Source organism: Streptomyces sirii (assembly GCF_045690365.1).
Taxonomy (GTDB): domain Bacteria; phylum Actinomycetota; class Actinomycetes; order Streptomycetales; family Streptomycetaceae; genus Streptomyces; species Streptomyces sirii.
The window spans coordinates 2484047-2496565 of the sequence record NZ_CP147982.1; the positions used below are offsets into that span (position 1 = coordinate 2484047).

The 12519-nt window shown below is 68.5% G+C and carries 10 protein-coding genes and 1 tRNA gene; 9 read left to right on the plus strand and 2 right to left on the minus strand.

Annotation, left to right across the window (positions count from 1 at the left end; genetic code table 11):
- Positions 1-96: 96 nt before the first annotated feature.
- The 7 genes from WAB15_RS11280 to WAB15_RS11310 all read left to right on the plus strand — a co-directional run bounded on the left by WAB15_RS11280 (position 97) and on the right by WAB15_RS11310 (position 9171).
- Positions 97-2382, plus strand: coding sequence for an FdhF/YdeP family oxidoreductase (locus WAB15_RS11280; protein ID WP_399147646.1), 2286 nt, complete (start codon positions 97-99; stop codon positions 2380-2382).
- 117 nt (positions 2383-2499) lie between these two features.
- Positions 2500-2973, plus strand: a complete 474-nt coding sequence (locus tag WAB15_RS11285) for a PaaI family thioesterase (protein WP_393492070.1) — start codon at positions 2500-2502, stop codon at positions 2971-2973.
- Between the two features lie 480 nt (positions 2974-3453).
- Complete coding sequence (locus WAB15_RS11290; RefSeq protein WP_399147721.1) at positions 3454-4662, plus strand: branched-chain amino acid ABC transporter substrate-binding protein; 1209 nt, start codon at positions 3454-3456, stop codon at positions 4660-4662.
- A gap of 190 nt (positions 4663-4852) precedes the next feature.
- A complete protein-coding gene (locus WAB15_RS11295) occupies positions 4853-5782 on the plus strand; it encodes a branched-chain amino acid ABC transporter permease (protein ID WP_399147645.1) in 930 nt (309 codons plus the stop codon).
- 5 nt (positions 5783-5787) lie between these two features.
- Positions 5788-7593 carry a branched-chain amino acid ABC transporter permease gene (locus tag WAB15_RS11300; RefSeq protein ID WP_407286133.1) on the plus strand — a complete coding sequence of 602 codons (1806 nt, stop codon included), beginning with the start codon at positions 5788-5790 and terminating at the stop codon, positions 7591-7593.
- 7 nt (positions 7594-7600) lie between these two features.
- On the plus strand, positions 7601-8458 hold the full coding sequence (locus tag WAB15_RS11305) for an ABC transporter ATP-binding protein (protein WP_407286134.1): 858 nt from the start codon (positions 7601-7603) through the stop codon (positions 8456-8458).
- On the plus strand, positions 8455-9171 hold the full coding sequence (locus tag WAB15_RS11310; RefSeq protein WP_399147642.1) for an ABC transporter ATP-binding protein: 717 nt from the start codon (positions 8455-8457) through the stop codon (positions 9169-9171). The genes WAB15_RS11305 and WAB15_RS11310 overlap by 4 nt, the downstream gene beginning before the upstream one ends.
- A gap of 73 nt (positions 9172-9244) precedes the next feature.
- Here the strand turns inward: WAB15_RS11310 and WAB15_RS11315 are convergent, their stop codons facing one another.
- Positions 9245-9901 carry an ANTAR domain-containing response regulator gene (locus WAB15_RS11315; protein WP_399147641.1) on the minus strand — a complete coding sequence of 219 codons (657 nt, stop codon included), beginning with the start codon at positions 9899-9901 and terminating at the stop codon, positions 9245-9247.
- 95 nt (positions 9902-9996) lie between these two features.
- On the opposite strand from WAB15_RS11315, the gene WAB15_RS11320 reads away from it, so the two are divergent.
- Both WAB15_RS11320 and WAB15_RS11325 read left to right on the plus strand, forming a co-directional pair.
- Positions 9997-10071, plus strand: a tRNA-Leu gene (locus tag WAB15_RS11320).
- 109 nt (positions 10072-10180) lie between these two features.
- Complete coding sequence (locus WAB15_RS11325; RefSeq protein WP_407286135.1) at positions 10181-10954, plus strand: transcriptional regulator; 774 nt, start codon at positions 10181-10183, stop codon at positions 10952-10954.
- Positions 10955-11009: 55 nt separating this feature from the next.
- On the opposite strand, the gene pyk is transcribed toward WAB15_RS11325, so the two are convergent.
- Complete coding sequence (gene pyk, locus WAB15_RS11330; protein WP_399147639.1) at positions 11010-12446, minus strand: pyruvate kinase; 1437 nt, start codon at positions 12444-12446, stop codon at positions 11010-11012.
- Between the last annotated feature and the right edge of the window lie 73 nt (positions 12447-12519).

Below are 12519 nucleotides of genomic sequence, written 5' to 3' on the forward strand. Positions count from 1 at the left end.
CCGCCGACCCCGGTCCGTGACAGGATCTGATGCGTACCGCAACGATCCGCCGCCAGGGCGGAGCGAGCACCAGCTCACGGCTCAAGGGAGAGCGCCATGGCAGGCAAGCCGCCCGCGTCGGACCCCGTCCAGGACGCACCCAAGGTCAGCGAACCCCAGCACTCCGCCGTCGGCCTGCCCGCCATCACCCACGCCCTGCGGATCTCCCAGCAGCAGATGGGCGTGCGCCGCACCGCCCTGACCCTCCTGCGCGTCAACCAGCCCGACGGCTTCGACTGCCCCGGCTGCGCCTGGCCCGAGCCCGACAAGACCCACGCCGCCGAGTTCTGCGAGAACGGCGCCAAGGCCGTCGCCGAAGAGGCCACCCTGCGCCGCGTCACCCCGGACTTCTTCGCCGCACACCCCGTCACCGACCTCGCCACCCGCAGCGGCTACTGGCTCGGCCAGCAGGGCCGCCTCACCCACCCCATGTACCTGGCCGAGGGCGCCGACCACTACGTCCCCGTCCCCTGGGAGCGGGCCTTCGACCTCATCGGCGAGGAACTGACCGCCCTGGACTCCCCCGACGAGGCCGTCTTCTACACCTCCGGGCGCACCAGCAACGAGGCCGCCTTCCTCTACCAGCTCTTCGCCCGCGAGTTCGGCACCAACAACCTCCCCGACTGCTCCAACATGTGCCACGAGTCGTCCGGCTCCGCCCTGACGGAGACCATCGGCATCGGCAAGGGCAGCGTGCTGCTGGAGGACCTCTACAAGGCCGACCTGATCATCGTCGCCGGCCAGAACCCGGGCACCAACCACCCCCGGATGCTCACCGCCCTGGAGAAGGCCAAGGCCGGCGGCACAAAGATCATCTCGATCAATCCGCTGCCCGAAGCCGGACTGGAGCGCTTCAAGAACCCCCAGACCCCCCGCGGCCTGGCGGGCGGCGGCACCGCCCTGACCGACCTGTTCCTCCAGGTGCGCCTCGGCGGCGACCAGGCGCTCTTCCGCGCCCTCAACCGCCTCGTCCTGGCCGCCGACGGCGCCGTCGACGAGGACTTCGTCCGCGAACACACCCACGGCTTCGAGGAGTTCGCGTCGCTGGCGCGGGCCGACGACGACTGGGACGAGACGCTGCGGGCCACCGGCCTGACCCGCGAGGAGATCGAGCGCGCGCTGGCCATGGTCCTGGCCTCCGAGCGCACGATCGTGTGCTGGGCGATGGGCCTGACCCAGCACAAGCACTCCGTCCCCACCATCCAGGAGGTCGTCAACTTCCTTCTGCTGCGCGGCAACATCGGCCGCCCCGGAGCCGGCGTGTGCCCCGTACGCGGCCACAGCAACGTCCAGGGCGACCGCACCATGGGCATCTTCGAGCGGCCCGCACCCGCCTTCCTCGACGCCCTGGAGAAGGAGTTCGGCTTCGCGCCGCCCCGGGAGCACGGCCTCGACGTCGTCCGCGCCATCCGTGCGCTGCGCGACGGCCGGGCCAAGGTGTTCTTCGCGATGGGCGGCAACTTCGTCGCCGCGACGCCCGATACGGACGTCACCGAGGCCGCGATGCGCCGCGCCCGGCTGACCGTCCACGTCTCCACCAAGCTCAACCGCTCGCACGTGATCACCGGCGCCCGCGCGCTGATCCTGCCGACCCTGGGCCGCACCGAACGCGATCTGCAGGAGAGCGGCGAGCAGTTCGTGACCGTCGAGGACTCCATGGGCATGGTGCACGCCTCCCGCGGCCGCCTGGCGCCCGCGAGCTCCCACCTGCTGTCGGAGCCGGCCATCGTCGCCCGCCTGGCCCGCCGCGTCCTCGGCGACGCCAGCCGCACCCCGTGGGAGAAGTTCGAGAAGGACTACGCGGCGATCCGCGACCGGATCGCCCATGTCATCCCGGGCTTCGAGGACTTCAACACCAAGGTCGCCCGCCCCGGAGGCTTCGCCCTGCCGCACGCCCCCAGGGACAGCCGCAGCTTTCCCACCGCCACCGGCAAGGCCAACTTCACCGCCGCGCCCGTCTCCTACCCCACCGCCCCCGAAGGACGGCTGCTGCTGCAGACGCTGCGCTCCCACGACCAGTACAACACCACCGTCTACGGCCTGGACGACCGCTACCGCGGCATCAAGAACGGCCGCCGCGTGGTGCTCCTGCACCCCGACGACGCCCTCGAACGGGGCCTGGCCGACGGGGACTACACCGACCTCGTCAGCGAATGGACCGACGGCAGCGAGCGGCGGGCGCCCGGCTTCCGCGTCGTGCACTACCCCACCGCCCGCGGCTGCGCGGCCGCCTACTACCCCGAGACCAACGTCCTCATCCCGCTCGACCACACCGCCGACACCAGCAACACCCCCGCCTCCAAGTCCGTGGTGATCCGCCTGGAGGCCCCCCACCGGCACTGACCGCCACCAGGCCGCCGGCGGCAACGGACAGCCCCCGCGCTGAGCGCCCGCTCAGCGGCCTGATAGGAACAGGCACGGATCGACGACGATCACGGGCGAGCGAACGGAGCCGTAAGCATGGGCGAGCAGAACACCACGAAGTTTCCGCAGCAGATCCTCGACCAGTGGGCGGGCCTCGGCATCGACCTGCCCGCCCTCTTCTCCGCCGGACACCTCGGCGAGCGGATGAGCGTGCAGGTCACCGAGGCGGCGCCGGAGCGCGTCGTGGGCACCATGCCCGTCGAGGGCAACACCCAGCCCTACGGCCTGCTGCACGGCGGCGCCTCCGCCGTCCTGGCCGAGACCCTCGGCTCGGTCGGCTCGATGCTGCACGGCGGCCCCACCAAGGCCGCCGTCGGCGTCGACCTCAACTGCACCCACCACCGCGGAGTCCGCTCCGGACTGGTCACCGGCGTCGCCACCCCCGTACACCGCGGCCGCTCCACCGCCACCTACGAGATCGTGATCACCGACGAGCACGACAAGCGGGTCTGCACCGCCCGCCTGACCTGCATGCTGCGCGACGTCGACACCGACACCTACCGCGGCTGACCAAAAACGGACGGCACAGCGCCACCGTCCACCACGGCCCCGCCCCACCTTGGGAGCGGGGCCGTTCGCGTATCCGTAACGCTGAGTAACATGCATGCAATCCCACCTCAACCCGCGCACCGGGCGACCGGCCGACCGCGCCCCCGCCGCGCCCACCGCGTCCGATACCCGGACGCAATACCGACACCCCAGTTCAGATTCACCCACGGAAGTGCAAGTTCATCCTCCGCGCCGCGTCCGCCCCCGGCTGTAAGGAGCATGAGACCGAAACGCTCGTAGCCGGTCATAACAAGAGCGTCACATCCTGGTCAGCGCCTCTGCCGAGCCGACGAACACCGCTCTAGAGTCACCGCCAGTCACCGCGCCACCGGGCTCACTGTGAGGACGGACATCCCTGTACCACTTACAGCCCGGTGGCGAAACGGCCACGCGACAGCCATGGCCGCGCCAGGGAAAGGACTGATCGTGCGTCACCGTTCCTTGCTCATCCTCACCACCGCAGTCACCGCAGGCGCCCTCACGCTCTCCGCGTGCGGCTCCCGCGGCGACAACAAGAGCGGCGACGGCTCCAAGACGACCGTCGTCATCGGCCTCGACGCCCCCACCACGGGCGAGCTCTCCGCGCTCGGCCTGGGCATCCGCAACTCCGCCCAGCTCGCCATCGACAACGCCAACAAGGCCGGCGAGGTCAAGGGCGTCACCTTCAAGCTCGAAGCCCTCGACGACAAGGCCCTGCCCAACGTCGGTCAGCAGAACACCACCAAGCTCGCCGGCGACGAGGACGTCCTCGGCATCGTCGGCCCGCTCAATTCCGGCGTCGCCCAGTCCATGCAGCAGGTCTCCAAGCAGAACAACCTCACCCTGATATCCCCGGCGAACACCACGCCCGACCTCACCCAGGGCCCCGACTGGCGCAAGGACAAGCGCGTCCGCCAGTTCCCCACGTACTTCCGCACCGCCACCACCGACGAGGTGCAGGGCGCCTTCGACGGTCAGTACGCCTTCGAGAAGATGAAGGTCAAGAAGGCCTACATCATCGACGACCAGAAGACCTACGGCGTCGGCCTGGCCTCCTCCTTCAAGGACCAGTTCACCAAGCTCGGCGGCAAGATCGTCGGAACCGAGCACGTCAGCCCCGAAGACCGCGACTTCAAGGCCGTCGTCTCCAAGGTCAAGTCCGCCAAGCCCGACCTGGTCTTCTACGGCGGCGAATACCCCGCCTCCGGCCCCCTCAGCCAGCAGCTCAAGGACGGCGGCGTCACCGTCCCCCTCATGGGCGGCGACGGCATGTACAGCGCCGACTACATCAAGCTCAACAAGAAGGCGCAGGGCGACTACGCCTCCTCCGTCGGCAAGCCCGTCGAAGAACTCCCCTCCGCCAAGAAGTTCATCGCCGACTACAAGGCGGCCGGCTTCAAGGAGGCCTACGAGGCCTACGGCGGCTCCACCTACGACGCCACCTGGGCCCTCATCCAGGCCGTCAAGGCCGTCGTCGACGGCAACGACGGCAAGCTCCCCGACGACGCCCGCAAGCAGGTCTCCGAAGCCATGAACAAGGTCAGCTTCGACGGCGTCACCGGCCCCGTCGCCTTCGACAAGTACGGCGACACCACCAACACCATGATCACCGCCTACCAGGTCGACAAGGGCAAGTGGGCCTCCCGCTACAGCGCGCCCTTCAAGAAGTAAGAGCCGACCCACCGACGAGACCCCTCAACGCCGAGACATCCGGGCCGCGCCAGGACACCCAGAACGACCCTGGCGCGGCCCGTGGCACACCGGCACACCGGCACCCCCGGAACCTCGTAACCCCCAGCGATCCTGGATCCCCCACTGACAGCCGCGCTGGATCCCTCACCCACGCAACGGAGGCCCTGCGGTGAATGAACTGCCGCAACAGCTGGCCAACGGACTCATCCTCGGCGCGATGTACGGACTCATCGCGATCGGCTACACGATGGTCTACGGAATTGTCCAGCTCATCAACTTCGCCCACGGCGAGATCTTCATGGTCGGCGGCTTCGGCGCACTCAGCGTCTACCTCGCCCTCCCCACCGGCATGTCACTCGTTCTCGCCCTGCCGATCATGCTCATCGGTGGCATCGCGGTATCCGTCCTCGTCGGCGTCGCCGCCGAACGCTTCGCCTACCGCCCCCTACGCGGCGCACCCCGCCTCGCCCCGCTCATCACCGCCATCGGCCTCTCCATCGCCCTCCAGCAAGCCATCTGGAAGTGGTACCCCGGCGGAAACAAAGCCCGGGTCTTCCCCCAGTTCAAGGGCCACTCCTTCGAGATCCTGGGCGCAACCGTCCAGCGCGGCGACCTCTTCGTCCTCATCGCCGCCCCCGCCTGCATGATCGCCCTCGGCTTCTTCGTCGCCAAGACCCGCAGCGGCCGCGCCATGCAGGCCACCGCCCAGGACCCCGACACCGCCAAGCTCATGGGCATCAACACCGACCGGATCATCGTCCTCGCCTTCGCCATCGGCGCCGCCTTCGCCGGCGTCGCCGCCGTCGCCTACGGGCTGCGCACCGGCGAGGTCCAGTTCCGCATGGGCTTCATCATGGGCCTCAAGGCCTTCACCGCGGCCGTCCTCGGCGGCATCGGCAACATCTACGGAGCCATGCTCGGCGGCGTCGTCCTCGGCATCGCCGAAGCCCTCGCCACCGCCTACATCGAAGAGATCCCCGGCATGCAGCAATTCGGCGGCGGAGCCTGGAAGGACGTCTGGGCCTTCGTCCTCCTCATCCTCGTACTCCTCCTGAGACCACAAGGCCTCCTGGGCGAACGCGTCGCGGATCGGGCGTGATAGCGATGACCACAGAGATCACCAAGACGACCGCCCCCGGCACCCCGGGCGTCCTCCCGCTTCCCGAGCGCCCCGCCCGCATCGCCACCGCGGCGGCCGCCCTCGCCACCGCCGTCTCCACCGGCCTCGCCTGGACCTGGAGCAACGACTTCCCCGGCGAACTCACCTACTACGGATCCCCCGCCGGACTCCAGCTCCTCACCCTCGTCGGCGGCGTCCTCACCCTCCTCCTCGCCGCGGCCGGACTCGGCATCCGCGGCCTGCAGTGGCTCACCCCCGGCGGCCGCAACGCCCCCGTGCTGCTCGCCGCCCTCGCCACCTTCGCCGCCACCTGGTTCACCCTCATCGCCATCGCCGTCCAACTCGGCGGACTGGTCAACCTCGAACCGGGCGGCTTCCTCGCCGGCGTCACCTCGCTGCTCACCCTCCTCGCCGCGCTCGGCCTCCCCGCCGACCACGCCCCGGACACCCCGCCCAAGGACGCCTGGCAGCGCTTCACCGCGGCCCTCGCCGCCACCCCCGTCAAACGCCGCACCCGCGAGCTGCCCGGCTGGGCCGAAATCCTCATCATCGCCGGCGCCTTCGCCGCCGGGCTCCTCGCCTTCACCTACGGCATCGACACCGACGACGGCGCACCCTTCGTCGGATACCTCCTCTTCATGGTGATCGCCATCCCCGCCCTCAACCGGGCAGGACTGATCAAGCGACTCACCGAACTCACCCACGCACACCGCGGCCCGGCCCTGTGCGCCGCCTTCATCGCCGCCGCCAGCTTCCCCTTCACCCAGGACACCGACCAGTACACGATCATCGGGGCCAACATCCTGATCTTCGCCACCGTCGCCCTGGGTCTCAACGTCGTCGTCGGCCTCGCCGGCCTCCTCGACCTCGGATACGTCGCCTTCCTCGGCGTCGGCGCCTACGCCGCAGCGCTCGTCTCCGGCTCCGCCGAATCCGCCCTGGGCATCCAGTTCCCCTTCTGGGCGGCCCTCCTCACCGGCGCCGCCGCCTCCCTCGTCTTCGGCGTCCTCATCGGCGCCCCGACTCTCCGGCTACGCGGCGACTACCTCGCCATCGTCACCCTCGGCTTCGGTGAGATCTTCCGCATCGCCATGCTCAACCTCAACGGCACCACCGGCCCCGACGTCACCAACGGCGCCATGGGCATCCCGAACATCCCCAACCTGGAGATCTTCGGCTTCAACTTCGGCGAACCCCACGACATCCTCGGCATCCCCGTCGCCACCTACGGCAACTACTACCTGCTGATGATCCTCGTGACCGCCTTCGTCGTCATGGTCTTCCGACGCGCCGCAGCCTCCCGCATCGGCCGCGCCTGGATCGCCATCCGCGAAGACGAAACGGCCGCCATCGCCATGGGCATCAACAGCTTCCGGCTCCGCCTCATGGCCTTCGCCCTCGGCGCCGCCCTCGCCGGACTCGCCGGCACCGTCCACGCACACGTGGTGACGACGGCCACGCCCGAGCAGTTCCAGTTCGCCGGGCCCCAACCGCCCAACTCCGCCTTCCTCCTCGCCGCCGTCATCCTCGGCGGCATGGGAACCCTCAGCGGACCCCTCGTCGGCGCCGCCCTGCTCTTCCTCATCCCGGCCAAGCTCGACTTCCTCCAGGACTACCAGCTGCTCCTCTTCGGCATCGCCCTCGTGCTGCTGATGCGCTTCCGCCCCGAAGGCCTCATCGCCGACCGCAGGAAGCAGCTCGAATTCCACGAGACCGGCCAGCTCGACGTGCCCGACCAGCGCCTGCCCGACGCGGACGCGACGATCGGCGTCACCAAGGCAAAGGCGTGACGACACCATGACCCCATCCACCATCACCGCCACCGACACCATGCTCGAAGCCTCCGGTGTCACCATGCGCTTCGGCGGACTCACCGCCGTACGAGGCGTCGACCTCACCGTCAACAGCGGCGAGATCGTCGGTCTCATCGGCCCCAACGGCGCCGGCAAGACCACCTTCTTCAACTGCCTCACCGGCCTCTACACCCCCACCGAGGGCACGGTCAGTTACCGAGGCACCCGCCTCTCCCGCAAGCCCCACCTCGTCACCCAGGCCGGCATCGCCCGCACCTTCCAGAACATCCGCCTCTTCGCCAACATGACCGTCCTGGAGAACGTCCTCGTGGGCCGTCATACGCGCACGAAGGAAGGCCTCTGGTCGGCGCTGCTCAGAGGCCCCGGCTTCAAAAAGGCCGAACTCGGCAGCGAAGAACGCGCCATGGAACTCCTGGAATTCACCGGGCTCGCCCACAAACGCGACCACCTCGCCCGCAACCTCCCCTACGGCGAACAGCGCAAGCTCGAAATCGCCCGCGCCCTCGCCAGCGAGCCCGGACTCCTCCTGCTCGACGAACCCACCGCGGGCATGAACCCCCAAGAGACCCGCGCCACCCAGGAACTCGTCTTCGCCATCCGCGACCAGGGCACCGCCGTACTCGTCATCGAGCACGACATGCGGTTCATCTTCAACCTCTGCGACCGCGTCGCCGTGCTCGTCCAAGGCCAGAAACTCATCGAAGGCACCGCCGACGTCGTCCAGGCGGACGAACGCGTCATCGCCGCATACCTCGGAGAGCCCGTGGCACCGGACACCACCAGCGACACCGCGGAGCCGGCCCACCAGCCGGCCGAGGAACAGACCGGAGACACCCCATGACCGCACTTCTCGAGGTCGAGGACCTCCGCGTCGCCTACGGCAAGATCGAAGCCGTCAAGGGCATCTCGTTCTCCGTCGAAGCGGGTCAGGCCGTCACCCTCATCGGCACCAACGGCGCCGGAAAGACCACCACCCTGCGCACCCTCTCCGGCCTGCTCAAGCCGCTCGCCGGAAAGATCACCTTCGACGGGGAACCCCTCAACGGCGTGCCCGCCCACAAGATCGTCGAACGCGGCCTCGCCCACTCCCCCGAAGGCCGCCGGCTCTTCCCCCGCCTCACCATCGCCGAGAACCTCCAGCTCGGCGCCTTCCTCCGCAAGGACGCCAACGGCATCGAATCCGACATCCAGCGGATCTACGAGCTCTTCCCCATCCTCGGAGAACGCCGCAAACAAGCCTCCGGAACCCTCTCCGGCGGCGAACAGCAGATGCTCGCCATGGGACGGGCCCTGATGTCCCGCCCCAAACTCCTCATGCTCGACGAACCCTCCATGGGCCTCTCGCCGATCATGATGCAGAAAATCATGGAGACCATCCGCGAACTCCGCTCCGAGGGCACCACCATCCTCCTGGTGGAACAGAACGCCCAGGCCGCCCTCTCCCTCGCCGACCACGCCCACGTCATGGAAATCGGCCGGATCTCCCTCTCCGGCACCGGCGAATCGCTCCTGCACGACGAATCCGTCCGCAAGGCGTACCTGGGCGAGGACTGACCACCCCACCCCCCAAACAAGCGGCCCCGTACCGGTATCCACCGGTACGGGGCCGCCCGCGCACAACGCGCGACTACTGGTCCTTCTTCTGCTTCTTCTTCTCCTCGGCGTCCTCGATGACCGCCTCGGCGACCTGCTGCATCGACAGCCGGCGGTCCATCGACGTCTTCTGGATCCACCGGAAGGCAGCCGGCTCCGTCAGCCCGTACTGCGTCTGCAGAATGCTCTTCGCCCGGTCCACCAGCTTGCGCGTCTCCAGCCGCTGCGTGAGGTCGGCGACCTCCTTCTCCAGCGTCTTCAGCTCGGTGAACCGGCTCACCGCCATCTCGATCGCCGGCACGACATCGCTCTTGGAGAACGGCTTCACCAGATACGCCATCGCCCCCGCGTCCCGCGCCCGCTCCACCAGCTCGCGCTGCGAGAACGCGGTCAGCATCAGCACCGGCGCGATGCTCTCCTCGGCGATCTTCTCGGCCGCCGAGATACCGTCCAGAACCGGCATCTTCACGTCCAGGATCACCAGGTCGGGGCGGTGCTCCCGGGCCAGGTCCACGGCGGTCTGCCCGTCCCCGGCCTCGCCGACGACGGTGTAGCCCTCCTCCTCCAGCATCTCTTTGAGATCGAGACGGATGAGGGCCTCGTCCTCGGCGATCACGACGCGCGTGGTCAGCGGCGGGACATGCGACTGATCGTCATCGGCGACGGGCTGCTCGGGCTCGGCGGGGCTCACGGGACTCCTCGTTCAGGCAGGCGGTGCCCCATGAGCCTACCTAGCTCCTGTAAGGTAGTCCCACAGCAGGTGGGCGTTACCCTTGGATTCCGCTGGCCCCGGTAGCCCAATTGGCAGCAGGCAATGGATTCAAAACCCATACAGTGTCGGTTCGAGTCCGACCCGGGGCACTTCTCCTTCAATTCCAAGGTCACCTGAAATTCGGGAAAGTTCGCTCGATGGGGCGAACGCCAGCCCGAACAGGCGCGGAATGACCGCCACCACCCCAAGCTCGCATGTATGTACGATCGCAAGACGCGCGAGCACACCCTGGCCCTCGTCGCCCAAGGCCGCAGCCTCAATTCCGTAAGCAAGCAAACCGGAATATCCCGGTACGCGATCCGCTCCTGGCAGATCCGCATAGAGCCGGTTTCGCGCGCGACGGAGTGTCCGCGCTGCGAGGGTGTACCACGACCGCCCGAGGCGGCCATGGCCTATGCATACCTGCTCGGCCTCTATCTCGGTGACGGCTGTATCAGCAGACAGCCGCGCGGGCGCGGGTATGTGCTGCGCATCGCGTGCGCGGATGCCTGGCCCGGCCTGATCGGGGCGTGCCGCGAGGCGGTGAAGGCGGTCCGCCCGATGAACAGCGTGTGCGTCGTCCAGCGCCAGGGCTGCGTCATGGTGACGAGCTACAGCCACCACTGGCCCTGCCTCTTCCCGCAGCACGGCCCCGGCAAGAAGCACGAACGGCCGATCGTCCTCGAAGCCTGGCAGCAGCAGATCGTGGACGAGCACCCCTGGGAGTTCCTCCGCGGGCTCATCCACTCCGACGGCTGCCGGATCACGAACTGGACGACGCGCGTGGTCGGTGGCGAGCGCAAGCGCTACGAGTACCCCCGGTACTTCTTCACGAACATGTCCGCCGACATCCTGCGGCTCTACACGGACGCCCTCGACAGGGTCGGCGTCGAATGGAAGACCGCGCGGCAATCCCGTAAGGCGGAGAACATCTCCGTCGCCCGGCGCGCCTCCGTCGCCCTCATGGACCAACACATCGGGCCGAAGTACTGACGGGGACGGCAGTCAGTTCCTCGGCCCAGCGGGTTCAAGTGTGGTGCGGATGGGGCTACTTCGGGGCGTCGTCCTCGCCGATGTGGTGGACGCGGACGAGATTGGTGGAGCCGGGGACGCCGGGCGGGGAGCCGGCGGTGATGATGACGATGTCGCCCTTCTGGCAGCGGCCGAGCTTCAGCAGCTGCTCGTCGACCTGGGCGACCATCTCGTCGGTGGAGTCGACGGTCGGGCCGAGGAACGTCTCCACGCCCCAGCTGACGTTGAGCTGGGAGCGGGTGGCCGGGTCGGGGGTGAAGGCCAGGAGGGGGATCGGCGAGCGGTAGCGGGAGAGGCGGCGGACGGTGTCGCCGGACTGGGTGAAGGCGACGAGGAACTTGGCGCCGAGGAAGTCGCCCATGTCGGCGGCGGCGCGGGCGACGGCGCCGCCCTGGGTGCGGGGCTTGTTGGCCTCGGTGAGCGGCGGGAGGCCCTTGGCGAGGAGGTCTTCCTCGGCGGCCTCGACGATGCGGCTCATCGTCTTGACCGTTTCGGTGGGGTACTTACCGACGCTGGTTTCACCGGAGAGCATGACGGCGTCGGTACCGTCGATGACGGCGTTGGCGACGTCGGAGGCTTCGGCGCGGGTGGGGCGGGAGTTGTCGATCATCGAGTCGAGCATCTGGGTGGCGACGATGACCGGCTTGGCGTTGCGCTTGGCGAGTTTGATGGCCCGCTTTTGGACGATCGGCACGGTTTCGAGGGGCATTTCGACGCCGAGGTCGCCGCGGGCGACCATGATGCCGTCGAAGGCGGCGACGATGTCGTCGATGTTGTCGACGGCCTGGGGCTTTTCGACCTTGGCGATGACGGGGAGGAAGCGCTCTTCCTCGCGCATGATGCGGTGGACGTCTTCGATGTCGCGGCCGCTGCGGACGAAGGAGAGGGCGATGATGTCGGCGCCGTAGCGCAGGGCCCAGCGGAGGTCGTCCTGGTCCTTTTCGGAGAGGGCGGGGACGGAGACGGCGACGCCGGGGAGGTTGAGGCCCTTGTGGTCGGAGACCATGCCGCCTTCGATGACCTTGGTGTGGACGCGGGGGCCGGTGACTCCCGTGACCTCCAGGGTCACCTTGCCGTCGTCGACGAGGATGCGTTCGCCGGTGGTGACGTCGTCGGCGAGGCCGGGGTAGGTGGTGCCGCAGATGTGGCGGTCGCCTTCGGTGGACGGTTCGACGGTGATCGTGAACTCGTCGTCGCGTTCGAGAAGTACGGGGCCTTCTCGGAATCGACCCAGGCGAATCTTCGGACCTTGAAGGTCGGCGAGGATGCCGACGCTGCGGCGGGTTTCTTCGGACGCTTTGCGGACCCGGTCGAATCGCGCCTCGTGGTCGGCGTAGGTGCCGTGGCTGAGGTTGAAGCGGGCGATGTCCATTCCGGCCTCGACGAGGGCTTTGATCTGCTCGTACGAGTCGGTGGCGGGTCCCAGTGTGCAGACGATCTTTGCTCGGCGCATGTTTCGACTCTATGACTTACCGGGCGGTAGGGAACTGTAAAGAAGTGACTGCTCAACGAGCGCTTGGTGAAAG